The 24,814-nt window shown below is 67.6% G+C and carries 21 protein-coding genes and 1 tRNA gene; 11 read left to right on the plus strand and 11 right to left on the minus strand.

Going from position 1 to position 24,814, the window contains the following annotated elements; all coding sequences use genetic code 11:
• Positions 1-248: 248 nt before the first annotated feature.
• The 5 genes from EGM71_RS18290 to dtd all read right to left on the minus strand — a co-directional run bounded on the left by EGM71_RS18290 (position 249) and on the right by dtd (position 4,959).
• Positions 249-1,463, minus strand: a complete 1,215-nt coding sequence (locus EGM71_RS18290; RefSeq protein ID WP_188486212.1) for a tyrosine-type recombinase/integrase — start codon at positions 1,461-1,463, stop codon at positions 249-251.
• A 177-nt stretch (positions 1,464-1,640) separates the two neighbouring features.
• Positions 1,641-1,716, minus strand: a tRNA-Ile gene (locus EGM71_RS18295).
• Positions 1,717-1,768: 52 nt separating this feature from the next.
• Positions 1,769-2,437, minus strand: coding sequence for a hypothetical protein (locus EGM71_RS18300; protein WP_188486214.1), 669 nt, complete (start codon positions 2,435-2,437; stop codon positions 1,769-1,771).
• Positions 2,438-2,574: 137 nt separating this feature from the next.
• Positions 2,575-4,428, minus strand: coding sequence for an RNA polymerase sigma factor RpoD (gene rpoD / locus EGM71_RS18305; protein WP_188486216.1), 1,854 nt, complete (start codon positions 4,426-4,428; stop codon positions 2,575-2,577).
• Positions 4,429-4,518: 90 nt separating this feature from the next.
• Positions 4,519-4,959, minus strand: a complete 441-nt coding sequence (dtd, locus tag EGM71_RS18310; RefSeq protein WP_014038624.1) for a D-aminoacyl-tRNA deacylase — start codon at positions 4,957-4,959, stop codon at positions 4,519-4,521.
• A gap of 61 nt (positions 4,960-5,020) precedes the next feature.
• On the opposite strand from dtd, the gene EGM71_RS18315 reads away from it, so the two are divergent.
• The 4 genes from EGM71_RS18315 (at position 5,021) to EGM71_RS18330 (ending at position 9,276) form a co-directional block, all read left to right on the plus strand.
• Positions 5,021-5,941, plus strand: a complete 921-nt coding sequence (locus EGM71_RS18315) for a lauroyl acyltransferase (protein ID WP_188486218.1) — start codon at positions 5,021-5,023, stop codon at positions 5,939-5,941.
• Between the two features lie 87 nt (positions 5,942-6,028).
• A complete protein-coding gene (gene ribA, locus EGM71_RS18320) occupies positions 6,029-7,165 on the plus strand; it encodes a GTP cyclohydrolase II RibA (protein ID WP_188486220.1) in 1,137 nt (378 codons plus the stop codon).
• Positions 7,166-7,240: 75 nt separating this feature from the next.
• The gene (locus EGM71_RS18325; RefSeq protein ID WP_188486222.1) at positions 7,241-7,741 is read left to right on the plus strand and encodes a PH domain-containing protein; all 501 of its coding nucleotides are present in this window, start codon (positions 7,241-7,243) and stop codon (positions 7,739-7,741) included.
• Positions 7,738-9,276, plus strand: a complete 1,539-nt coding sequence (locus tag EGM71_RS18330; protein WP_188486224.1) for a PH domain-containing protein — start codon at positions 7,738-7,740, stop codon at positions 9,274-9,276. The genes EGM71_RS18325 and EGM71_RS18330 overlap by 4 nt, the downstream gene beginning before the upstream one ends.
• Positions 9,277-9,401: 125 nt before the next feature.
• Here the strand turns inward: EGM71_RS18330 and EGM71_RS18335 are convergent, their stop codons facing one another.
• Positions 9,402-10,460, minus strand: coding sequence for a CDP-glycerol glycerophosphotransferase family protein (locus EGM71_RS18335; protein ID WP_188489899.1), 1,059 nt, complete (start codon positions 10,458-10,460; stop codon positions 9,402-9,404).
• Between EGM71_RS18335 and EGM71_RS18340 the strand changes: the two genes are divergently transcribed.
• Positions 10,459-11,265 (plus strand): glycosyltransferase family 2 protein, encoded by an 807-nt coding sequence (locus tag EGM71_RS18340; protein ID WP_188486226.1) that lies wholly within the window; start codon positions 10,459-10,461, stop codon positions 11,263-11,265. The genes EGM71_RS18335 and EGM71_RS18340 overlap by 2 nt on opposite strands.
• A 30-nt stretch (positions 11,266-11,295) precedes the next feature.
• Here EGM71_RS18340 and EGM71_RS18345 read toward each other — a convergent pair whose 3' ends face one another.
• The 5 genes from EGM71_RS18345 to def all read right to left on the minus strand — a co-directional run bounded on the left by EGM71_RS18345 (position 11,296) and on the right by def (position 17,329).
• Positions 11,296-12,552, minus strand: coding sequence for an O-antigen ligase family protein (locus tag EGM71_RS18345; protein WP_188489901.1), 1,257 nt, complete (start codon positions 12,550-12,552; stop codon positions 11,296-11,298).
• A gap of 152 nt (positions 12,553-12,704) precedes the next feature.
• Complete coding sequence (locus EGM71_RS18350) at positions 12,705-14,414, minus strand: ArnT family glycosyltransferase (RefSeq protein WP_188486228.1); 1,710 nt, start codon at positions 14,412-14,414, stop codon at positions 12,705-12,707.
• A 23-nt stretch (positions 14,415-14,437) separates the two neighbouring features.
• Positions 14,438-15,769: a 16S rRNA (cytosine(967)-C(5))-methyltransferase RsmB gene (gene rsmB / locus EGM71_RS18355; RefSeq protein WP_188486230.1), complete on the minus strand. Its 1,332-nt coding sequence runs from the start codon at positions 15,767-15,769 to the stop codon at positions 14,438-14,440.
• A 3-nt stretch (positions 15,770-15,772) separates the two neighbouring features.
• Positions 15,773-16,696 carry a methionyl-tRNA formyltransferase gene (fmt, locus tag EGM71_RS18360; protein ID WP_188486233.1) on the minus strand — a complete coding sequence of 308 codons (924 nt, stop codon included), beginning with the start codon at positions 16,694-16,696 and terminating at the stop codon, positions 15,773-15,775.
• 120 nt (positions 16,697-16,816) lie between these two features.
• Positions 16,817-17,329 (minus strand): peptide deformylase, encoded by a 513-nt coding sequence (def, locus tag EGM71_RS18365; RefSeq protein WP_008267110.1) that lies wholly within the window; start codon positions 17,327-17,329, stop codon positions 16,817-16,819.
• 126 nt (positions 17,330-17,455) lie between these two features.
• On the opposite strand from def, the gene EGM71_RS18370 reads away from it, so the two are divergent.
• From EGM71_RS18370 to EGM71_RS18395, 6 genes are all read left to right on the plus strand, one after another.
• Positions 17,456-18,586 carry a LysM peptidoglycan-binding domain-containing protein gene (locus EGM71_RS18370; RefSeq protein ID WP_188486235.1) on the plus strand — a complete coding sequence of 377 codons (1,131 nt, stop codon included), beginning with the start codon at positions 17,456-17,458 and terminating at the stop codon, positions 18,584-18,586.
• A gap of 121 nt (positions 18,587-18,707) precedes the next feature.
• Positions 18,708-19,835 (plus strand): DNA-processing protein DprA, encoded by a 1,128-nt coding sequence (gene dprA, locus EGM71_RS18375; protein WP_188486236.1) that lies wholly within the window; start codon positions 18,708-18,710, stop codon positions 19,833-19,835.
• Between the two features lie 43 nt (positions 19,836-19,878).
• A complete protein-coding gene (locus EGM71_RS18380) occupies positions 19,879-20,352 on the plus strand; it encodes a DUF494 family protein (RefSeq protein ID WP_005419622.1) in 474 nt (157 codons plus the stop codon).
• Positions 20,353-20,391: 39 nt separating this feature from the next.
• Positions 20,392-21,150 carry a pilin gene (locus EGM71_RS20920; protein ID WP_188486238.1) on the plus strand — a complete coding sequence of 253 codons (759 nt, stop codon included), beginning with the start codon at positions 20,392-20,394 and terminating at the stop codon, positions 21,148-21,150.
• A 49-nt stretch (positions 21,151-21,199) separates the two neighbouring features.
• A complete protein-coding gene (locus EGM71_RS18390) occupies positions 21,200-22,129 on the plus strand; it encodes an RDD family protein (protein WP_188486241.1) in 930 nt (309 codons plus the stop codon).
• A 193-nt stretch (positions 22,130-22,322) separates the two neighbouring features.
• A complete protein-coding gene (locus EGM71_RS18395; RefSeq protein ID WP_188486243.1) occupies positions 22,323-24,812 on the plus strand; it encodes a DNA topoisomerase I in 2,490 nt (829 codons plus the stop codon).
• Positions 24,813-24,814: the final 2 nt, after the last annotated feature.

Here is a 24,814-nt window from a genome sequence, read left to right on the forward strand (position 1 = left end):
GAGCAAGCGGGGAGCCACCCCCATTGCCAAGAGTTCGTCAATCGGGTCACGGGCCTGAATGGCCGGCTCACCCGTGACGGGATCTTTATCCGTGCTCCCGGAGGCAGCACTTATACTCACGCTATCCATGATCGACTCTCCAATAGTCGGTTGTGGTAGGCCGAGCCAGGGGTTGCCGCCCCTTCCTCGGCCGCTTTGTTTATGCGGTTCTACTGCCTTGCTGGCCCTCCTTAAGGCCCCTCTAAGGTTTAGGCGCGCTTGGCCTTGAAGGCCAGCACGTTAGGTTCTGAAACGCGCAGCTGGTCGAGATAGTCAGACCAAGCCTGCATCATCTTCCGGCGTTCCGGCAGGTGGGTTGCCCGGTTGTAGGCCCGCCCAAGCGGATCCTTTACGGCATGCGCTAACTGATGCTCGATGTAGTCCGGGCGATAGCCAAGCACTTCATCCAGCACCGTTCTTGCCATCGCTCGGAAGCCATGGCCCACCATCGTGTCTGAGTCGAATCCAAGGTTTCGCAGCGCCGCGTTCAGCGTGTTCTCGCTCATAGGTTTTTGGGCACTACGGACACCCGGAAACACGAACTCGCTGCGTTTGGTGTAGGGATACAGGTCCCTCAGCACTTCCACGGCTTGGCTCGAGAGAGGAACGATGTGCGGAGTCTTGGTCTTGCTGGTGACGTAGCGCCACTCTGCCGCTTCAAGGTCGATGTCGGCCCACTTCGCCTGCCTCAGCTCCCCGGGACGGACAAATAGCATTGGGGCTAGCTTTAGCGCGGCCTGTGTGACCAGTGCCCCCTGGTAGCCCCACAGTGCACGCAGAAGGCCACCTATAACGGCAGGGTCGGTCATGCTGGCAAAGTGCTTGGTCTGAGGCTGCTCAAGCGCTCCTGTGAGGTCCTGAGCGGGATTCCGATCAGCACGACCCGTAGCGATGGCGTAGCGGAAGATTCGACCAGCGTGAGCCCTAGCCCGATGGGCAGTCTCGACTACGCCTCGCTGTTCCAGCTTCCTAAGCGCAGCCAGCAGAACCGGCGCAGTGATGTCCCCAACAGGCAGATCCGCCAACCCAGCCAGATCCTTCTCGATCAGCCGACGCTCGCGCACAACGGATCCAGGGGAAAGGCCCTCCTTCGTTCGCTTGGCGAGCAACTCCAACCCGATGGCTCCGAAGGTGTTTGCGGCGCGCTCTCCTTGCACTGCCTTCTCGACCCTTGCCACCTGAGCGGGATTGGCTCCGCCACGCAGCAGCGCACGTAGACGGTCACGTTCGACGCGAGCAGCCTGCAGCGACATTGAGGGGTACTCATCGAGGGTGACGATGCTGGCCCTACCGGCGTACCTATAGCGGTACCGCCAAGCCTTCGACCCTGTTGGACGCACCTCAATGCATAGCCCATTCGAGTCAGCGATACGGTAGGCCGCTGCCTTGGGCTTCAGTGTGCGAACTTTGGTGTCGGTGAGCATGTGAGTCATCCGCCAGTGAGTCAGGGTCGGGAATTACCTACCCTCGACTCACAGCCTGACTCACTTTTTTTGCGGATGCAAGTGGATGCCGACGGATGCCGATGGACGGCTAAGTACCGTAAAAACAGGCTATGCCGGGTGCATCTGGACGCCTCTGGACTTCGCTGGACGTCAATGTGGTGGGCCCATCAGGATTCGAACCTGAAACCAAGGGATTATGAGTCCCCTGCTCTAACCGTTGAGCTATAGGCCCGGCGCAGCCTCACAGTGTAGTGAGGCCTGCAAAGGGTTTCCACTGCGCGCCACTACTGCCCCAGGCGCTGCATCAACCGATCCAACGGCGCACGGTTGTGGTACTCACCGCGCAGGCGGCGCTCGCGCTCGCCACACTGTCCGTTGTCAGCCACCACCAGGTCGGCGCCGCGCAGCAGTACACGTGTTGTGCAGTCACCCTGGCGCAGATGCAGCACGTCTTCGTCCTCCTCCGGTGCAGCGCGGCCCAGGAACCGCGGTGCCGCCCCCTCGCCGCCCTCCTGCGTGCTCAGCTCGAATGCGTCCCCCTTGGCTGCGATGTCGATGGCATTTCCGTCACTGCGTTCCCAATGGGCGACCCAGCTGGTCAGGCTGGTCTCGTAGTAGTTGCTCGTTTTCATCACGCGCGACTCCGGCGCCCAGCCCACCACTTCCTTGCTCGGCGGACGTGCTTTCACGCAGTAGTAGCTGTTCCAGCGGTCACCGATCACCAGGCCGGTACCCGGTTCCATCTCCTCGCCACTGCGGCAACCCTCCCGCTCCTCGTCCAGGCAGCCTTCTGCCTCGCCCAGCAGCAGCACCTGCCCGGCGTCGACCACGCGGCCCACGGCATAGTCGAACTGGCTGCTGAAGAAACTCTCGGCATTGCATGGCGGTGGTTGCGGAGTATCCGCCCAGGCAATCAGCGGTGAAAGCGAGAGCAGCAGGATCGGTAGTTTCATCGGCATTCCATTGACCAGTACAAAAACAGGACACGCATCCTATCCCGTCGCACGCAACGCGGACGTCCGCAGGCAAAAAAAAAACAGACCCCGCTTGCGCGGGGTCTGTCGGGTGCTTCATATGCAGCGGATACCCGTCAATCGATATCCAGGAAGCTGCGCAGCTGCTCCGAGCGGCTCGGGTGACGCAGCTTGCGCAGGGCCTTCGCTTCGATCTGGCGGATGCGCTCACGGGTCACGTCGAACTGCTTGCCGACCTCTTCCAGCGTGTGGTCGGTGTTCATGTCGATGCCGAAGCGCATGCGCAGCACCTTGGCTTCCCTCGGGGTGAGGCCGGCCAGCACGTCGCGCACGGTTTCAGACAAGTTGATGTTGGTGGTGTTCTCGATCGGGGACTCCACGTTGGTGTCCTCGATGAAGTCGCCCAGATGGGAATCCTCGTCGTCGCCGATCGGGGTTTCCATCGAGATCGGCTCCTTGGCGATCTTCATCACCTTGCGGATCTTGTCTTCCGGCATGTCCATTTCCTTGGCCAGTTCCTCCGGCGTAGCCTCGCGGCCGTACTGCTGGAGCATCTGGCGGGAAATGCGGTTCAACTTGTTGATCGTCTCGATCATGTGCACCGGAATACGGATGGTGCGTGCCTGGTCGGCAATCGAGCGGGTGATCGCCTGGCGGATCCACCAGGTGGCGTAGGTCGAGAACTTGTAACCGCGGCGGTACTCGAACTTGTCCACGGCCTTCATCAGGCCGATGTTGCCTTCCTGGATCAGGTCGAGGAACTGCAGGCCGCGATTGGTGTACTTCTTGGCGATCGAGATCACCAGGCGCAGGTTGGCCTCGACCATTTCCTTCTTGGCCTTGCGCGCCTTGGCTTCACCGTAGGCCATGGCACGGCTGATTTCCTTCAGCTCTTCCAGGTCCAGCTGGGTCAGCTTCTCGATGTCGATCGTCGCCTGCTGTTCGGCGATGATCTGGTCCTTCACTTCGCGCAGGGCCGACGACCACTTCTGCTTGCGCTTCAGTGCGTCTTCCACCCACTCCAGGTTGGTCTGGTTGCCTTCCCAGGAACGGATGAAGTCCTTGCGCGGCATGCGGGCGGTGACGGTCGCCAGGTTCAGCACGCGGCGCTCATGGGCCTTGATCGACGCCATGGTGTCGCGCAGCTGCTTGGTCAGCACATCGGTCAGCGGCAGCGGCAGCTTCAGGGTGACGAATACCGCCGACATCTCTTCGCGCAGGCGCGGCAGGTTCTTCTTGTCGCCCTTGGTCGCCGCCTTCTTGAAGGCATTGAAGGCATCGCTCAGCGCCTGCATGCGCGCAGCGACTTCCTCCGGGTCCGGACCGGTCGGTGCGGCTTCTTCCTCGCCACCCTCGACATCATCGTCCTCGTCCTCGTCGCCGTCGGCGTCGGCATCGTCGCTGTCATCAGTGGCAGCTGCGGCCGGCGCAGGCACTTCGTCGGCCAGGTCGTTGAAGCCGACGATCACTTCGGCCAGGCGCTTCTTGCCTTCCTTGTGGGCTTCGTAGTCGGTCAGCAGCGACTCGACCGAGACCGGGAACTGGCCCAGGGCGGCCTGGACCTGCGAAAGGCCTTCCTCGATGCGCTTGGCGATGGCGATTTCGCCTTCGCGGGTCAGCAGCTCGACGGTGCCCATTTCGCGCATGTACATGCGCACCGGGTCGGTGGTACGGCCACCTTCGGTGTCGAGCGCGCTCAGCGCGGCGGCGGCTTCTTCGGCCGCGGTGTCATCGACTTCGCGGTTACCGGTGTTGCCGTCGTTGAGAAGCAGGGTTTCCACATCCGGCGCAACTTCATGGACATCAATGCCCATGCCGTTGATCATGCCGATGATGTCTTCGATCTGTTCCGGGTCGACCATGTCGTCCGGCAGATGGTCATTGACTTCGGCGTAGGTCAGGTAGCCCTGTTCCAGGCCCTTGCTGATCAGTTGCTTGATTTCGGATTGGGCAGGACGTTCGTTGGCCATGTAGTGCTCGCGCCACCGGCTAGGGAGAAATAGGGAACGTAGCATTATACCAGCCCGGGGCCCCGCCTGCCGGGCGGTGGTCCCGCAGGCTCAGGGCCTGAGAAGGAAGGTCACGGGACCGTCATTGACCAGGCTGACGACCATATGGGCACCAAACCGGCCCGTTTCCACCCCTGGCGCGTGATTTTCACGGCAGATGTCGACAAATCGATTGAACCCGCGTTCAGCCTCGTCCGGCGGCGCCGCGCTGGTGAAACTCGGCCGCATGCCCGAACGGGTGTCGGCGGCCAGGGTGAACTGGCTGACCAGCAGCAGGCCGCCGCCGGTGTCGCGCAGCGACCGGTTCATCTTCCCGGCCTCGTCGGCGAACACCCGGTAGCCCAGCAGGCGCTCGGCCATGCGTTGCAGCTGGGCCTCGGTGTCGCCCGGCTCCATGCCGACCAGGGCCAGCAGGCCGGGGCCGATCTGCCCCACCACCTCCTCGTCGACATGGACGGCAGCCTGGCTGACACGCTGGATCAGGACGAGCATCGTGGGCTTCCAATGAACGGGGCCGGCCACGATAGCAGCGCCCTTGGCTAAACTGGCGCCGATGAATCCGCAACGCAAAGCCCGGCTGGTCTACCGCGCCACCACCCTGTTCGCCCGCCTGCCCTGGCCCCTGCTGCGGGGGTTCGCGCACGCCCTGGCGTGGACGTGGGTCCGTCTCAATGCCCGCGAGAGCCGCGTCACCCGGCGCAATCTGGAACTGGCCTACCCGGAACTGGACGGTCCGGCGCGCGACCGCCTGCACCGCGAACTGCTGCGCTCCACCGCGCTGCAGGCCATCGAGACCCTGCGCCTGTGGAGCCAGAGGCCGGCCGACAACCTGCGCCTGCACCTGAAGCAGCGCCACGGCGAAACCCTGTACGACGCGGCCCTGGCCAGCGGCAAGGGCGTGATCGTGGCCGCGCCGCACTTCGGCAACTGGGAGCTGCTGAACCAGTGGCTGGCCTCGCGCGGGCAGATCGCCATCGTCTACAAGCCGCCGGAAGACGAGGCCAGCGACGCCTTCCTGCAGCTGGTGCGCGGCGGCCAGAATGTGCAGCAGGTGCGCGCCGAGGGCCCGGCCGTGCGCCAGCTGTTCAAGGTGCTCAAGGATGGCGGCGCCACCGGCATCCTGCCCGACCAGCAACCCAAGGCCGGCGATGGCGTGTTCGTGCCGTTCTTCGGCGTGCAGGCGCTGACCATGACCCTGGTCAACCGGCTGGCCGAGCGCACCGGCGCCACCGTGCTGTATGGCTGGTGCGAGCGCATCGGGCCCGACATGGAGTTCGCCCTGCACATCGAGCCGACCGACCCGGCCGTGGCCAACCCGGACCCGCAGGTGGCGGCGACCGCGCTCAATGCCGGCATCGAGCGCATCGCCCGCCGCGACCCGACGCAGTACCAGTGGACCTACAAGCGCTATACGCTGCGGCCACCGGGCAGCGGCGAGGAAGATCCGTATGCGACCGAAGAGCATCCGCACTGACGGCCTTCGCGCCCAGGCCCATCCGGCCCCTGCGACCGGCGGCCGCACCACGTTGAATACGACGCCGGCGCCCCCATAGAGACTGCGATGTCCGCCTCCCCCGGTCCTGCCATGCCTGCTGCCTCTTCCCTGTTCGGCGACCCCGCCGCGATCCGCTGCGAACGCGCGGTGGCCGAACTGCGTGCCGGTCGCCCGGTGCTGCTCCACGATGGCCAGGGCCAGCGCCTGGCGGTCATCGCCCTGGACAGCGCCACCGCCAGCAGCTTCGCCACGTTCGCCAGTGCCGCACGCGAGCGCCACTACCTGTTCCTGACCGCCACCCGCGCCCGCGTGCTCGGCGTGGAGGCACCGGAAGGCGTGCGCCTGCCGCTGGCCGGCGTTGCCTTCGATGCCCTGCCCTCGCTGGGCTACCTGCGCGAGCCTGGCCCGATGCCGGACGGCTGGACGGCCGGCGATGCCTTCGATGCCGGCGCGGTGGAGCTGGCCCGCCTGGGCCTGCTGCTGCCGGCGATGGTGGCCGTGCGCCTGGATGCAGATGACAGCACCTTCAATGGCGCTGCTGAAGTGGCGCTTTGCGATCTGGCCGAGGGCGCGGCCCACGCCACCCACGACTACGAACTGGTGGCGCGCTCGCCGGTGCCGCTGCGCGACGTCGGCATGACCACCTTCGCGGTGTTCCGCGGCGGCGTGGCCCAGCGCGACCAGGTCGCGATCATCGTCGGCGAACCGGACCTGTCGGCGGTGGTGCCGGTACGCGTGCACTCCTCGTGCCTGACCGGCGACCTGTTCGGCTCACTCAAGTGCGACTGCGGCGACCAGCTGCGGCGGGGCCTGCGCAAGCTGAAGGAACTGGGCGGCGGCGTGCTGCTGTACCTGGACCAGGAAGGCCGCGGCACCGGCATCGCCGCCAAGATGCGCGCCTACGGCTACCAGCACGACGGCCTGGACACCATCGATGCCGATGCACAGCTGGGCTTCGGTGCGGACGAGCGCCGCTACGGCAGCGCGGTGGCGATGCTGCACGGCCTGGGCATTTCGCGCGTGGCCCTGCTCAGCAACAACCCGACCAAGGCACAGCGCCTGCGCAACGCTGGCATCGAGGTGCTGGACTGCATTCCGGTCACCGGCGAGATCACCGCCGAGAACGAACACTATCTGCGCACCAAGGCCGATCGTGCTGGCCACATGCTGGATGTCGACGCGCTGATCCAGGCTGCCCAGTAACGCAGCCGACCTGCTACCGTCTGCGCGGTGCGGTCTCGGCCGCCATCGCCCGCCCTGCCGCCTGACGGAGCCCGCGTGACCGACGTTGCCCTGACCTCCCCGCCCACCGATGCCTGGCAGTCGCTGCCACAGCGCGCCGCCCGTCTCGCTGCACTGGAAGGCGCTTTCGGCGGTCTGTTCGTGCCGGGCCTGCCACTGGCCGCGGCCGCCTGGTTCTTCGATCTGCCCGGCGCCCTGTGGACTGCCGCCCTTGGGCTGCTGATCGGCATCGTCTTCGGCGCCTGGCTCGGCCGCCGACGCTTGACCCGCACCCGCTGGCGCTTGGATGCCCAGGGGCTGGGCCTGCGCCGCGACCTGATGTGGCAGCTGGAAACCCGCATTCCCATATCGCGCGTACAGCACCTGGACCTGCGCCGGGGCCCGCTGGAGCGCCGCGCCGGCCTGGCCACGCTGATCGTGCACACCGCCGGTACCCGCATGAGCGCGGTGACCGTAAGCGGCCTGGATGAAGCCGACGCCGAGCGCCTGCGCGACACCCTCTCGCACCAGCTGGACCAGGACGCCGACGCCCTGTGAGCCTGCCGCCGCCCCTGCCCGCATCGCTGCCTGCCGGTGGCGAGGACCATCGCCTGCACCCGTGGTCGTGGCTGTTCGTGCTGCTGATGCAGCTGCGCCACTACTTCCTGCCGCTGGTGGCGCTGCTGGTGTTCGGCCAGCGCGGCGACCGCGACCCGATGTGGGCGCAGCTGATTCCGCTGTCGGCGATTGCCGCGCTGGTGCTGGTCTCGGTGCTGCAGTACCTCAGCTACCGCTACCGCATCGGCAGCGATGCGATCACCGTGCGCAGCGGACTGCTGGCGCGCAACCGCCGCGAGATCCCGTTCGCCCGCATCCACAACGTGGAAGTGCGGCAGAACCCGTTGCACCGGCTGTTCGGCGTGGCCGAGCTGCGCCTGGAATCGGCCGGCGGCGTGCGTCCGGAAGCTGAAATGCGGGTGCTGAAGCTGGACCAGGCGCTGGCGCTTGAACGACTGGTGCGCCAGCGTGGGCAGGCACCGCAGGCCGCCGACGTTATCGCCGCCCCCTCGATCACCGAAGCCGGCGCCGAACAGGTGCTGCTGCGCCTGTCGAGCTGGGACGTGGTGCGCATGGGCCTGCTGTCCAACCGCGGTTGGGCACTGGCGATCGCCGCCTTCGGTGTGCTGTTCCAGACCGTGCCGCGGCCGGTGATGGACGCGGCCATCCAGCGTGGCGGCCGGGAAGCCTTCGGCTATGCCAGCCATCTGCATCCCGGCGTGGCCGGTGCCTTCCTGCTGCTGGCCGCAGCCTTGCTGCTGGGCTGGCTGGCGCTGCGTGCGCTGTCGGTGGTGCTGACCCTGCTGCGCTATCACGGCTTCACCCTCAGCGAGCAGGATCGCCGCCTGACCGTCTCGGCCGGCCTGCTCAGCCGCACCCGCAGCAGTGTCGCGCGTCGCCGCATCCAGGCCTGGACGCTGCGCGAAACCACCCTGCATCGCTGGTTCGGCCTGCGCCAGCTGCGCATCGACAGTGCTGCCGGCGGACCCTCGCGCGATGAGGATCGCGCCCTGCGCGAGCTGGCACCGCTGGCCCCGGCAATGCGCTGCGAGCAGCTGGTGCAGCATCTGTTGCCTCAACTGCAGTGGCCCCCGACGCAATGGCAATCCATTCCGCAGCGTGGCTGGTGGCGGCTGTGCCTGGGCGCGCTGGTGCTGGTGCCGTTGCTGGCGGCGGCCGCGTACTGGCGCTGGGGATCGTGGGGGCTGGTCGTGCTGGCCTGGCTGCCGGTGGCGCTGCTGGTGGCACATCGGCAGATGGCGCGCATGGGCTGGTACCTGGATGACCACTACGTGGCCGTGCGCGGCGGCTGGTGGAAGCGATGGTGGCGCTGGGCCGAGCTGGACAAGGTGCAGGGCCTGCGCCTGCAGCGTTCACCGCTGGACAAGCTGCTCGGCACCAGCAGCCTGCAGCTGGATACCGCCGGTGCGCATGGCGATGTGGCGCTCACCCTGCACTACCTGCCGCAGGCGCAGGCGCAGCAGGTGATGGAGCAGCTGGCCGCAGCGCTCGCGCGGCGCAAGCTGCGCTGGTAAGCAATACCGGTAGTGCCGGCCGCTGGCCGGCAACCGCAGACATGCCCCGGATTGCCGGCCAGCGGCCGGCACTACCGCGAGCGGGGCCGTGCATCCACGCATGGCGTGGATCCACATCAACCCGATCAGCGCTGCGACGGGCCCCAGTACCCCAGATCCTTGCGGATCTGCATGTCGCGCACCCAACTGCCGAATGGCTTGCGCCGCAACACACCCATTTCACCGGACAGGAAATCCTCGGTGGCCGCGATCACCCGCTCGCTGGACAGGCCATCGCGGTACGGATGGATGGTGTCGGCATAGCGCACGATCTCCGCCTGCAGCGCCGCGTCCGGATGCAGCGCGCGCTGCAGCATCGCCGGCAACTGCATCGGGTCGTCGAAGTCGATCATGTGCGGCTTGGGCACGCGGTTGCGGAAGGTCACCACCGGCTTGTGCTGGACGATGAACTCCGAAACGATCGACGAGGTATCGGACACCAGCACATCGGCAGCACGCTGTGCGGCCATCACCTGCTCCGGCTCGATGAAGCGCGCATTGGCACCGGCCAGCGCGCGGTAGCGTTCGAACAGTTCCGGTGGGCACTTCGGGTGCAGGGTCAGCAGCCAGTAGCGGTTGCCCTCGGCGATGTCGGCAGCAATCTGCGCATGCAGGTGCGGGGCCGCGCTCAGGCGTTCGGTGAAGGTCGAACCGAACAGGATCACCGGGCGTCTCCCAGCGGCGGCGCGCAGCGCGGCGCTCTCGCCACCATCGTCGCGGAACAGCGGGTCCAGCTTCGGCCAGCCGGTCTCGGCCACCGCGAAGTGGCCCTGCAGGGCCGCGATCTCACGGAACGGCCCGGTGGTGGCCGGCCCCTGCGTGCAGTACAGGTCGAACATGCCGCGCACCCGGAAGTGGCCGCGCGCACTGTCCCGCTTCTCTACGTTGAAGCCATGGAACAGCTGCACCTTGGCGCCGGACAGGAAGGTCGGCACCCAGTTGGCGGCACTGAACACGGCACGCGGCCGCATTGCCAGGGCCTGTTTCAGGCCGATGTTGGGCACCCCCGGCAGGCTGCTGCCGGCCGCGCCGTCCTCGAACCAGGCCGCCACTTCCTGCCCGGAGGCGTGCAAGGCCTGCACCAACGGGGCGAGAATAGGCAGCGCATAGCGCTCCGTCGCAAACAACAGGTAACCGGCCATCATGTCCTCCACGACCGCTCCCATCGAACGGCCTCGCATCTCGGCCTGCATTATCGCGTTCAACGAGGCCGGCCGCATCGGCGACTGCCTGGCCTCGCTGGCCTTCTGCGACGAGATCATCGTCGTGGACTCGCAGTCCACCGATGCCACCGTGGCCATCGCCGAGGCCGCGGGCGCCCGCGTGCTGCAGCGCCCGTTCGACGGCTTCCGCAGCCAGAAGGCGTTCTGCGTCGAGCAGGCCCGCCACGACTGGGTGCTGTGCCTGGACGCCGATGAGCGGATCAGCCCGGAACTGCGTGGGGCCATCGAACAGGCCCGCGACGGTGGCTTCGCCGGCCATGCCGGCTATCGCTTCGCACGCCTGTCGGAGTACTTCGGCAAGTTCCTGCGCCATGGCAATGCCTATCCGGACCGGGTGATGCGCCTGTTCGACCGCCGCCGCGGTGGCTGGCGCGGCAAGCGCGAGATCCACGAGGCCGCCAGCGTTGATGGCAGTGTCGGCACCCTGCGCGGTGACCTGGTCCACTATCCCTACCGCTCCTTGCAGCAGCAGCTGGCCAAGACCGAGAAGTACGCGCGGATGATGGCCGAGCACGAGTTCGCACGCGGCAAGCGGGCGACGCTGGGCAAGCTGGTACTGGCCCCGGCGTGGCGGTTCTGGCGCGGCTTCGTGTTCCGTGGCGGCTTCCGCGACGGTTGGCACGGCCTGGTCTACGCCTACGTGCGCGCCAACTACGTGCGCCAGAAGACCATCATGCTGTGGATGCTGGGCAACGGCCAGGCCGTGGCCGACCCGCCGAACCCCTGATCGCCGGGTCCAGCCCGGCGCGCCGATGCATCACGACCCGGTGATTGCCCGGTGGCGCGCGCCTTCGACGATCGACAGGCCGGTCAGCAGGCCGACCAGGGTCACGTAGAAGCTGGCGGTCATCTGGTGCGCGAACATCGACTGGGTCAGTCCGCACAACGCGTAGGTGATCACCAGCATGATGCCGGCTGCGGCCGGCCCACGGAAGGTTGACCGACCACTGCGGCGATGCAGGCGCACGAACAACCACAGCGGGATGCCATACACCGCCAGCAACAGCAGCAGGCCAGGTATGCCCTGGGTCGCTGCCCATTCGGCTACATCGTTGTGTGCATGCCCCAGGTGGCAGCGCGCCTCTACCGGGTTCTCACGGCAGACCGGCACGCGCTGCATCGCACTGTCGAAATGACCGATGCCAACACCTGCCAGCGGGTGATCGAGGAACGTCTCCCAGGCCACCTGCAGGCGCTCCACACGGGCACCGGCGGAAGAATCACTGTCGCCCAGCTCCATCCGCTGCACGTCACTGTGCAGCTCGCTCAGGCGGACCTGGTGGCGCAGCTCCGGTACCGACAGCAGCAGGGTCGCACCGATCGCCAGCATGCCGGCCAGCACCGACAGGCGCGCCGCACCGGTACGCCAGCGCAGGCTCAGCGCCAGCACCACCAGCAGCGCCAGCAAGGCGGCGAACACACCGCGGCTGCCGGTCAGCACGATGGTGCCGCAGCCGGCGGCCATGCCGAGGATCACCAGCGACCAGCGCCGCGACGGGCGACAGAACACCAGCAGCACCATCAGCACCATCACGATGTCAGCCAGCACGATGGCGTTGGTGGACAGCTCCGCACGCGGGGCGCCCCCCAGCACCTGCCACAGCGACATCGCGAAGGTAGCGAGCAGACCGGTCAATGACCCGTACCAGAGCCACCGCAGGTTGGGACGCAGCGCGCAGACCCAGAGCGCGATCCAGGGAATCACCACGAAGCGCGAACGGTTGTCGACGTCACGCAGGCCCTGCTCGAACAACACCACCGACAGTACGCCGAGCGCCAGCACCGCCAGCATCAGCCAGGCCAGCACTTTCACCGGCTGACCGGCCATGCCGCGTGCTCGCCACAGCAGCTCCGGCGCCAGCAGGGTGCTGAGCAGAAGCAGGAGACCATACGGCAACAGGTTGATCGGCACGGTCAGCACCAGTGCCGGCAGGCAGAACAGGCCCAGCTGGGCCAGCGCGTGTGCGAGCCCGTGGCGCCCACCGACGGGAACGCCCAGCGGGTCGCCGGCCATGAGGTTCAGGTTGTCCGGTGAAGCTGGCACGTCGGGAAGTATCGCTGCAATCTGCTGGAAGAACGGGACGGACCGACGGGGGCCATCCCAGCCTGCTGTTTTACTGCCTTTGGGCCCGCTTGGGCAGACTGGACAAGCAGAAATCGTGGTGGCTAGTCATGTTCCTGCAAACGCCGTTCACGTTCCCGCTCCTCTGCGGTGACCACGCAGGGCACCTTCACCGCCGCCGCCGGCACCAGCCACCAGCGTCGCCGGTTGGCCACGCCGGCCAGTTCGGAGCGGTTGCGGTCGACGCACGACAGCATTGCGTATTCGTGGACCAGCAACCACCGGCGTCCGGGCGCCAGCCGCTGCCAGCGCGTGGCCGCAACCAGCTGCTCGTCCCAGTCCGTCTCGAAACCGAAGGTCGCTGCGGGGCGGTCGGCCAGCAGCAGATGCTGTTCCTTCCAGGCCACCAGCCCCAGTTCGGCATCCGGGCCCAGACGGGTACCGACCGTGCGCATCAGGCCGCGGGCGGAACTGGAATCGTTCAGCAGCGGATAGCCGACCAGGCTGTACAGCACCCAGACCACCGCCAGGGTCGACACCAGCGCAAGATGCCGGCGACGACCGCAGGCCAGCAGGCTCAGTCCGCCCCACACGCCCATCGCCAGGATCGTCCAGGCCAGCGCGTCGACGGCTCCGGGCGCCAGCCCGCGGCTGTGGGTCAGGCGCAGCTCGAAGGCCGGGTCGCCCAGCACCGCCATCGCGCCGGCCAGCGCCAGGCCCAGAGACAGCAGCCCGGTGAACAGCCCCACCACGGCCTGCACGTCGCGCCGCTTCAACAATCCAGGCAACAGCGGCGCCAGCACCAGGCAGAACATCGGCAGCGCCGGCAGGATGTACACATCGCGCTTGCCGTCGGGAATCGAGAAGAACAGCACCACCATCAGCCACCAGGCCAGCGGCAGCAGATAGCGTGGATCGCGGCGGCGCAGCCGGCGGCGCCAGGCCGGAATCGCCCAGGGCAGTGCCAGGAACGCTGGGATCCACATCAGCGGCATCGTCGCCAGGAAGTACCAGCCGGGCTGGTGGTGGTCCCAGGAATGCGTGTAGCGCCGCGCCGTCTGCTGGAACAGGATGTCGTCCATGTAGGCCCGGTACTCGTCCGAGCCGGTGGCGAAGCCGGCCAGCAGCATCGGCGCCAGCCACAACGACACCGCCAGCACGAAGGCCAGCGGCGCCAGCCAGAAGCGCGCATCGCGCGCATGCAGGCCCACCCGTGGCCACTGCAGCGCCGCGGCGATCGCCGCGGGCACGATCATCAGCAGCGCCAGCATTCCCACGCCCTTGGTGATCACGCCGATGCCGGCGAAGAACCAGCCCAGCCACCACCAGCGCCAGGCGGGCCCCAGCAGCAGGTGGCGCAGCAGGCCGTAGTTGGCCAGGGTGATGAACAGCAGCAGCAGTGGATCGATCTGTGCCTTCTTCGCCTGGAAGGTGAACTGCAGCGCGAACAGCAGCGCCCAGCCGGCGTACAGCCCCACCCGCCGCGTCCACAGGCGCCGGCCCAGGTCGACCACGCACCACAGCGTGCCCAGTGCCGCCAGCAGCGACGGCAGCAGGAAGGCCACGCGCCACTGCCCGACCAGGCTGTACAGCGTGGCCTGCCACCACATCAGCATCGGCGGCTTGTCCGAGTACAGCTCGGTCCCGCGGTGCGGGAACAGCCAGTGCCCGCTGTCGAACATCTGCTTGGCCACCAGCGCGAAGCGCGGTTCGTCCGACGGCCACGGATCACGAAGGCCCAGCCCGGCCCCCAGCACCAGCAGGGCCATCACCACGAACAACCACGTCTCGCGCGACGCGCGGGATTTCAGCATGGGACTCGGAACGTCAGCGGGGGTCAGGCTGTTTTTAGCAGACGCGCGTAAAAGAAACCGTCAGCATCGCTGTCACCCGGCAGTCGCTGGCGCGCGATCCCGTCGCAATCCAGGCCGAATCTGTCATCCAGCGGCTGTGCCACCGCGTCCGGATGCCACTTCAGGAAGGCGCGCACCTGATCGACGTTCTCGGCACGCAGGATCGAGCAGGTGGCGTACAGCAGCACGCCGCCCGGGCGCAGCATCGACCAGCAGGCCTCCAGCAGGCGGGCCTGCACGCCAACCAGCGCATCGATGTCCTCGGCGCGGCGGTGGAACATCACGTCCGGCTGGCGGCGGATCACGCCGGTGGCCGAACACGGAGCATCCAGCAGGACGGCGTCGAACGGCGTGCCGTCCCACCAGGCACCGGGGTCGCTGGCATCGGCCACCAGGGTCTGCGCGCCCTCGCCCACGCCGGTGCGGGTGTAGGTATCGCGGGCACGCGCGAGGCGGCGCGCATCGATATCCAGCGCCAGCAGGCGCAGGCTCGGGTCACGTTCCAGCAGGTGTGCCGACTTGCCACCCGGTGCTGCACAGGCATCCAGCACACGGTCGCCGGGCGCCGGTGCCAGCGCATCCGCAGCACATTGCGCCGACAGGTCCTGCACCGACAGCGCACCATCGGCGAACCCCGGCAGCTGGTTCACCGCGATGGGCGCCGCCAGGCGCAGCGCATCGGCACTGAGCGGGCTGGCTTCGGCGGCAATGCCGGCCTCGGCCAGCGTGGCCAGCGCCTTGTCACGGCCACCCTGTTGGCGGCTGGCACGCAGCCACAACGGCGCCGGTTGCAGGCTGGCAGCGAAAATCGCCTCGGCCTGGGCCGGCCAGTCACGCTCGATGGCATCGGCCAGCCACTCAGGGAAGGCTTCACGCGCAGGCTGTTCCGGGAAACCCTCGCGCTGTGCGCGGCGCAGGATCGCGTTGACCAGGCCGGCCTGGCGTTCACGGCCCAGCGCGCGGGCAGCGTCGACCGTGGCCGAAAGGGCCGCATGCGCCGGCAGTTCCAGCACGTCCAGCTGGGCGAAGCCGACCATCAACAGGGTGCGCAGGTCGGCGTCGCGCGCCGACAGCGGCTTCTGCATCCACGACTGCAGGGCCGCGTCATAGGTACTGCGGCGACGAAGCACCGCAAAGCACAGCGCTTCCAGCAGCGCACGGTCGCGGCTGTCGGCCAGCTTGGGCAGCGCCCAGGCCAGCTCCGCCTTCAGCGAGCGGCCACGGGTGAACACCTGCGCCAGCACGCGTGCGGCCAGCATGCGGGTGGCTGCGCCCGGCGCCGCCTTGGCGACGGAGAAATCATTCTGCTTCGACACCGCTTATGCCCCCACGCGCAGGTCGCGGCGGGCATTGAGGTAGTCGGCGGCGGTGATCGCCTTGCCGCCTTCGCGCTGCAGCGTGCGCAGGCGCAGCGCGCCCCGGCCACATGCGATGTCGATGCCATCGCGGCTGGCCGCCAGCACCGTGCCCGGCGCCTGGCCATGGGCCAGGTCCAGGGCGACCGCGCCGTGGATGCGCACGCGTTCGCCAGCCAGCGTGGCCTCGGCGATCGGCCACGGATTGAAGGCACGCACGGTACGCGCCAGCGCATCGGCGTCCTGCGCCCAGTCCAGGCGGGCCTCGGCCTTGTCCAGCTTGTGCGCGTAGGTCACGCCCTGCTCCGGCTGCGGCCGCGCGATCGGCTTGATGCCGGCACGCAGCAGGCCCAGTCCGTCGGAGAGCACCTGTGCACCCAGCTCGGCCAGCTTGTCATGCAGCTGGCCGCCGGTATCGGTGGCCGCGATCGGCAGCTCCTGGTGCAACAGCACCGGGCCGGTATCCAGGCCCGCTTCCATCTGCATCAGGCACACCCCGGTCTTTGCGTCACCGGCCTGGATCGCGCGCTGGATCGGCGCGGCACCGCGCCAGCGTGGCAGCAGCGAGGCATGCACGTTCCAGCAGCCGTGGGTCGGGATCGCCAGTACCGCCTTGGGCAGGATCAGGCCGTAGGCCACCACCACCATCAGGTCCGGCTGCAGGTCGCGCAGCTGCTGCTGGGCAGCCTCGTCCTTCAGCGATTCGGGCTGGTAGACCGGAATGCCACGGGCCACGGCCTCGAGCTTGACCGGCGACGGCGCCAGGCCACGGCCACGGCCGGCCGGGCGGTCAGGCTGGGTATAGACGGCCACGACCTCGTGGTGGCGCGCCGCGGCGCGCAGCGACGACACCGCGAATTCCGGCGTACCGGCAAAGACAATCCTCATGGCTACCCCACTTGCAGGATGGATTCGTGCAGGAAAGAAAACGGCGCCGTCGGCCGGCGCCGTACAGCCCGCGCGCGTCGCGCAGGCACGGGCCACCCGGAGGGTGGCCCGGATTGGCGATCACGCCACGTGCTTGCGCTGCTTGGCCAGCTTCTTGCGGACCATCTCGCGCTTGAGCGGCGACAGATAGTCGATGAACAGCTTGCCGTCCAGGTGGTCCATCTCGTGCTGGATGCAGGTGGCCAGCACTTCACCGGCCTCCAGCTGCTGTTCCTGGCCGTTGCGGTCCAGGTACTTCACGGTGATGGTGTCGGCACGGGTCACGTCGGCGAAGATGCCCGGGACCGACAGGCAGCCCTCCTGGTACACCCGGCCCCCGTCCTTGGCGACGATTTCCGGGTTGATGAACACATGCGGTTCATTCTTCTCTTCGCTGACATCAATGACCATGAAGCGCTTGTGCACGTCCACCTGGGTGGCGGCCAGGCCAATGCCCGGGGCGTCGTACATGGTCAGGAACATGTTGTCGATCAGTTCCTGGAAGGCCGGCGTGGTGACTTCGGCGGCTTCGATCAACGCAGCCTTGGTACGCAGGCGCGGATCGGGGAACTCGAGAATGGGGAGAAGGGCCATGGCTGTTTCCGGATAGGGGGCCGGCACGCCGGCATACGTCGCAGATTCTAGCTCCAACGCTTGCCTTGCGCCCCGGTTTCTGGACTATAGTGCGCGGACCTGTTGGGGAATCAGGGCTTCACACCTATGTTGCTTCGTTTTCGTACGGTCGTCGCCGCGGCGATGCTGACCGTGGCTGCCTATGCTACCGCCGTGGAAGTGAATGGCGGGCACCCGGACACCTATGTGGTCCGAAAAGGGGATACGTTGTGGGATATCGCCGCACGTTTCCTGCAGAAGCCTTGGCTGTGGCCGGAGATCTGGCAAGCCAATCCGCAGATCGCCAACCCGCACCTGATCTATCCGGGTGACGTGCTGAGCCTGGCCTACCTGGACCGCGTGACCGTGTCCCAGGCCGGGCCGCGCCAGGAGGCCCCGATCGACGCCATTCCGCTGGCCCAGGTCGAGCCGTTCCTGAAGCAGCTGAGCGTTGTCGACAGCGTCAAGCAGCTGCCCTACGTGGTCGGCCTGGAGGACAGCCGCCTGCGCGTGTCCGGCGGCGACACCGTCTACGTGCGCCTGGCTGATGCCCAGGTGGGCCAGCGCTGGGCCGTGGTACGCCCGACCGTGCGTTACGCCCAGCCCAAGCCGACCGAGGACCTGACCGCCAATGGCGACGTCACCCCGGGCAGCGGCAACCTGTGGAAGGCCTACAACGCGCCCAACGCCCGCCGTGGCGTGCTCGGCTACGAGCTGGCCCAGGTCGCCACCGGCACCATAACCCAGGTCGCCGGCGGCAAGGTCGAGGCCTCCACGCTGGTGCTGGACAAGAACGTCGGCGGCCGCGAAGTACGCGCCGGCGACCGCCTGGTGCCGGTCGAGGCCAAGCCGTACGACCTGCAGTTCGTGCCCCACGTGCCCGCCGCGGGTGTCGAGGGCGTGGACGTGCGCGTGCTGGCCGTCACCGACATGTTCACTGCCGGTGGCCCACGCGACGTGATCGCGATCTCCGCCGGCCGTGCCCAGGGCGTGGACAACGGTACCGTGTTCTCGCTGTGGCGCCCGGGCCACCATGTGGCGCACCGCATGAAGTACCCGACCTCCTCGCGCATGGACGACTCGCTCAGCACGGGCGCGGGCCGGGTCTCGCTGCCGGACGAATATGCCGCGCATGCGATGGTGTTCCGCACCTTCGACAACGTCAGCTACGCGCTGGTGATGCAGGGCGTGAAGCCGGTGCGGGTGGGCTACAACGCGCTGCACCCGGACGCGAAGTAACCGTTGCCGGTCCACCGCAGGTCGTGCCGGTCGCGGGTCGGCAGGCACCTGCGGGAAAACCCGACGATCACATGCGAAGGCGCCCTAGGGCGCCTTCGTTGTGTGCAGCCGATAGTGGGGAATGACCACGCATGTACATGAGGCGCTGCTGCGCCTGTTGATGGCGGGAGGCGCACTGGCGCCACGACGGGCCCTGCTGCAGGCCGCGGGTGGTGCAGAAGCCGCCATCGCGCAAGGCACCGCGAACTGGCGCGCACACGGCTGCACGCCGGAGCAGTGCTCCGCACTGGAACGCCCCGATACCCGGGCCTGGACAGCCGCCCGGCGCTGGCTGGAACAGGACGACCATCACCTGCTGCCGTGCACCGACCCGGTCTTTCCGCCATCGCTGCTGGAGGTCCCAAATCCGCCGCTGGCCCTGTTCGTGGCCGGTGACCCCAGCCTGGCCTGGCGCCCCTCGGTGGCGCTGGTCGGCAGTCGCTCCCCCACCCCGGGCGGGCGCGCACTGGCCGCACGTTTTGCCGGCTGCTTCGTCGAGGCGGGCCTGGCGGTGACCAGCGGCCTGGCCGCAGGCATCGACGCGGCAGCGCACCAGGCCACGCTGGAGGCCGGTGGCTGCACCGTGGCGGTGATCGGCACCGGCCCTGACCGGGCCTATCCGGACAGCCACGCCCGGCTGCAGGCGCGGATCGCCGCCGAAGGCGTGGTGCTCAGCGAGTACCTGCCGGGCACGGCAGCGCGCCCCGGCCACTTCCCCGCGCGCAACCGGCTGGTGGCCGGGCTGGCGCTGGCCACCGTGGTGGTCGAGGCCGCGCAGCGTTCGGGCGCGCTGATCACCGCGCGCCTGGCCGCCGAGGCCGGCCGCGAGGTCTGTGCCCTGCCCGGATCGGTGCTCAACCCGCGCGCGGCCGGCTGCCACCGCCTGATCCGTGAGGGCGCGGCGCTGGTCGAGCGCCCCGAGGAGGTTCTGGAACTGCTCGCCCCCGTCCTTCGCCAGCAGTTGCCGGGCTTGCAATCGCGGTTGGCCACCCCCACTGAACAGGCACCGCCGGCGCTCCTGCCGGCGCGCTGGGCCGACGACCCTGACTACCAGTGCTTGTGGCGGGCCCTGGACCACAACCCAAGCGGTATGGATTCACTGATCACGCGCTGTGGATTGACGGCGTCACAGGTGTCCTCCATGCTGCTGGCCATGGAACTGGCGGGAATCGTGGTGTGCGTACACGGCCGCTACTGTCGAACTCCCTAGTTTCTTCACCTCCACAGCGTCGCGCGACGCAGGCCGAGGGGCAATGAAAGAGAGCATCCTGGATGTACTGCTGTACCTGTTTGAACACTATTTCAGCGAAGATGCGGACCTGATCCGTGACCGCGATTCGCTCCAGAACGGCCTGATCCAGGCCGGTTTCAGTCCCACCGAGATCAACAAGGCGTTCGACTGGCTCGATGCCCTGGCCGCGCAGCGGCCGAGCGTGGCCCAGGCGCGGGTCGATGGCCCGGTGCGCATCTACCATGGCCCCGAGCTGGACAAGCTGGACGTGGAATGCCGCGGTTTCCTGCTGTATCTGGAACAGCACGGCATCCTCGACGCCGACCAGCGCGAGCTGGTGCTGGACCGGGCGATGGCCCTGGACCAGGACGAACTGGACCTGGACGACCTGAAGTGGGTCGTGCTGATGGTGCTGTTCAACCAGCCCGGCTCCGAAGCGGCCTATGCCTGGATGGAGACGCAGATGTTCATGGACGAGCCAGAACCCCTGCACTGACCGTACACTTGGGGGCATAGCGCATTCAGGAGCGTCCCCGTGAGCGAGTGGTTCCATGCAGAAGGCAACCGGCAGCAAGGCCCGCTGCCGGCGGAACAGTTGGTCGAGTTGTTCCGCAGCAACCAGATCTCCCTGGACACCCTGGTCTGGCGTGACGGCCTGCCGCAATGGCAGCCGTTGCGCACCGTTGTCGATGAGCTGGGACTGATCGTGCCGGCGCTGGACGTCGCCGCGCCGGCCGTGGAACCCGAGCCCGAACCCGAACCGGTAGCGCCGCCTCCGCCGCAGCCGCCGGTGCTGCCGCCATCCACGCCCTATGCCACCCAGACGTCGGCCGGGGTCCTGCCGCCGCCGAAAAAGAAGCTCTCCGGTTGCGCCCTGACCGCAATCATCGGCGGCGGCCTGCTGCTGGTGCTGGTGCCGATCGTGGCCATCCTCGCGGCGATCGCCCTGCCCGCGTACAACGACTACACCGTGCGCGCCAAGATCGCCACCGCGGTCAATGCCCTGCAGCCGCTGAAGCAACAGGTGCAGCACTTCGCCGACGATGAAGGCCGCTGCCCCGGCGCCAACGATGCTGGTTTCCCGGCCCCGGGTGACTTCACCCAGGCCGGCCTGTCGGCGGTGAACATCGGCCGTTTCAACAACGGCCACTGTGGCATCGAAGCAACGCTGGCCGTGCCCGGCAAGAGCCTCGATGGCGACCTGCTGTGGCTGGAATATGATCGCGACAGCGGCCGCTGGGAATGCAGCGGTGAAAGCGACGACAAGTACCTGCCGCCGTCGTGCCGCGGCTGAGCCACGCGCACGGCAGCACCTCCAAGGACGATCCAACAGGGAACATGCAATGACTGAGTGGTACTACGCCGAAGGACAGCAACGCCAGGGCCCGCTGTCGGTCCAGGACATCCGCCAGCGCTTCCAGCGCGGCGAACTGAACCTGGACACCCTGGTCTGGCGCGAAGGCATGGCCCAGTGGGCCGCTCTGCGCCAGGTGGTCGATGAGCTCGGCCTGCAGACGCTGGCCGACGCCAGCACGGCCACCGCCAGTGGCGGCTTCGACCTGCGCAGCGACTACGCTGCCATCGACAACGGCACGGCTCCGCTGCCTGGCACAGGCGCGCTCAGCAGCTCGCCCTACAGCGCTCCGGCCGCCGCCGGTGCCGGTGGCCCGCAGCCGGTGATAGGCGGCGAGGTGGTCTACGCCGGCTTCTGGAAGCGCGTCGCGGCCTACATGATCGACTACTTCGTACTGGCAATCCCGGGCGGCATCATCGGCGCCATCATCGGCGTGGTGCTGGGCGCCAGCATGGGCGCGGTGGGCAGTGGCGAGACCTCCATCGAGATCGTCGCGCAGCTGGCCAGCGCGCTGATCAACATGGCCATCGGCGTGGCCTACTACACCTGGTTCCACTCCTCGCAGGGCGGCGCCACGCTGGGCAAGATGGCGGTCGGCATCAAGGTCGTGCGCAGCAACGGTGACCGCCTGACCCGGGGCCGCGCCTTCGGTCGCTACTGGGCCATGCTGCTGAGCAGCTTCACCCTCGGCATCGGCTTCCTGATGGCCGCCTTCACCGAGCGCAAGCAGGGCCTGCACGACATGATCTGCGACACCCTGGTGGTCGACCGCTGGGCCTACACCGACCAGCCGCACCTGCAGCGCCATGAGCTGGGTACGGTCACCATCGTGATCCTGGTGCTCACCGGCCTGCTGTCGCTGGCGGGCCTGGTGCTGCTGGTGGCCGCGGTCGGCTTCATCGCCAAGATGGCCTCATGAACGGCCATCCTCACGTCTGGCTGCTTGACAGGGGCTGGCCGGGCGTGATTCCTCTAATAAGGTGAAACCTGAACGCCCGGCACACTACCGGGCGTTCAGCGTATTGATTTGTCCGTGGCCGCTTCACTAATGCGGCCGTTTGCTCCACCCTAGCGGCCCCTCCCCTGCGGCTCGCCCCACAGACACTGCTGCCATGCCCAAGCACCTGCTCATCGTCGAATCGCCGGCCAAGGCCAAGACGATCAACAAATACCTCGGCAAGGACTACACCGTCCTGGCCTCGTATGGGCATGTGCGTGACCTGATTCCGAAGGAAGGCGCGGTCGACCCGGACAACGGGTTCGCCATGCACTACGACGTGATCGACAAGAATGAAAAGCATGTCGATGCGATCGCCAAGGCCGCCAAGGGCGCCGACGACATCCTGCTGGCGACCGACCCGGATCGCGAGGGTGAAGCGATCAGCTGGCACATCGCCGAGATCCTGAAGGAACGCGGGCTGGTCAAGGACAAGCCGATGCAGCGCGTGGTGTTCACCGAGATCACCCCGCGCGCCATCAAGGAAGCCATCAACCAGCCGCGCGCGATCGCCAGCGACCTGGTCGACGCCCAGCAGGCGCGCCGCGCGCTGGACTACCTGGTCGGCTTCAACCTGTCGCCGGTGCTGTGGCGCAAGGTGCAGCGCGGCCTGTCCGCCGGCCGCGTGCAGAGCCCGGCGCTGCGCATGATCGTCGAGCGCGAGGAAGAGATCGAAGCCTTCATCGCCCGCGAGTACTGGTCGATCGCTGCCGAGTGCGCGCACCCGTCGCAGCACTTCAACGCCAAGCTGATCAAGCTGGACGGGCAGAAGTTCGAGCAGTTCACCGTCACCGACGGCGACACCGCCGAAGCCGCCCGCCTGCGCATCCAGCAGGCTGCGCAGGGCTCGCTGCATGTCACCGACGTGGCCAGCAAGGAGCGCAAGCGCCGCCCGGCGCCGCCGTTCACCACCTCCACCCTGCAGCAGGAAGCCTCGCGCAAGCTCGGTTTCACCACCCGCAAGACCATGCAGGTGGCGCAGAAGCTGTATGAAGGCGTGGCGATTGGCGACGAAGGCACGGTCGGCCTGATTTCGTACATGCGTACCGACTCGGTGAACCTGTCTCAGGACGCGCTGGCCGAAATCCGCGACGTGATCGCCCGTGACTACGGCATCGCCTCGCTGCCGGACCAGCCCAACACCTACCAGACCAAGTCGAAGAACGCCCAGGAAGCGCACGAAGCGGTGCGCCCGACCTCGGCCCTGCGCACGCCGTCCCAGGTGGCGCGCTTCCTGACCGACGACGAGCGCCGGTTGTACGAGCTGATCTGGAAGCGTGCGGTGGCCTGCCAGATGATCCCGGCCACGCTCAACACCGTCAGCGTCGACCTGTCGGCCGGCAGCGAACACGTGTTCCGCGCCAGCGGCACCACCGTGGTCGTGCCCGGCTTCCTGGCCGTGTACGAGGAAGGCAAGGACAACAAGAGCGCCGAGGACGAGGACGAAGGCCGCAAGCTGCCGGCGATGAAGCCGGGCGACCGCATCCCGCTGGAACGCATCCTGGCCGAACAGCATTTCACCCAGCCGCCGCCGCGCTTCACCGAAGCGGCGCTGGTGAAGGCGCTTGAAGAGTACGGCATCGGCCGTCCCTCGACCTACGCCTCGATCATCCAGACCCTGCTGTTCCGCAAGTACGTGGAAATGGAAGGCCGCAGCTTCCGCCCGTCCGACGTCGGCCGCGCGGTGTCCAAGTTCCTGTCCAGCCACTTCACCCGGTACGTGGACTACGACTTCACCGCCAAGCTTGAGGACGAGCTCGACGCCGTCTCGCGTGGCGAAGAAGAGTGGATCCCGCTGATGGCCCGCTTCTGGGAGCCGTTCAAGGAGCTGGTGGAAGACAAGAAGGAATCGGTGGATCGTGCCGAGGCCAGTGGCGCGCGCGAGCTCGGCACCGACCCGAAGACCGGCAAGCCGGTCAGCGTGCGGCTGGGCCGCTTCGGGCCCTACGCGGCCATCGGCAGCACCGCCGAGGACGCCGAGGAGAAGCCGAAGTTCGCCTCGCTGCGCCCTGGGCAGTCGATGCACACCATCTCGCTGGAAGACGCGCTGGAACTGTTCCTGATGCCGCGTGCGCTGGGCGAGGACAACGGCGAGCCGGTCAGCGTCGGTATCGGCCGCTTTGGCCCGTTCGCCAAGCGCGGCAGCACCTATGCCTCGCTGAAGAAGGAAGACGACCCGTACACCATTGACCTAGCCCGCGCCGTGTTCCTGATCGAAGAGAAGGAAGAGATCGCGCGCAACCGGATCATCAAGGAGTTCGAGGGCAGCGACATCCAGGTGCTGAACGGCCGCTTCGGCCCGTACATCAGCGACGGCAAGATGAACGGCAAGATCCCCAAGGATCGCGAGCCGGCATCGCTGACCCTGGCCGAAGTGCAGCAGCTGATGGAAGAAACCGGCAAGCCTGTGCGCAAGGGCTTCGGCGCCAAGAAGGCCGCCGCGAAGAAGGCACCGGCCAAGAAGGCTGCGGTGAAGAAGGAAGCGGCGCCGAAGAAGGCCGCGGCCAAGAAAGCACCGGCCAAGAAAGCAGTAAAAAAGGCGGCCGCAAAGAAGGCCCCGGCGAAGAAGGCCGTCAAGAAGGCGGTCAAGAAGGCCGCGAAGTAACT

It is taken from the genome of Stenotrophomonas maltophilia, assembly GCF_006970445.1.
GTDB lineage: Bacteria > Pseudomonadota > Gammaproteobacteria > Xanthomonadales > Xanthomonadaceae > Stenotrophomonas > Stenotrophomonas maltophilia_AU.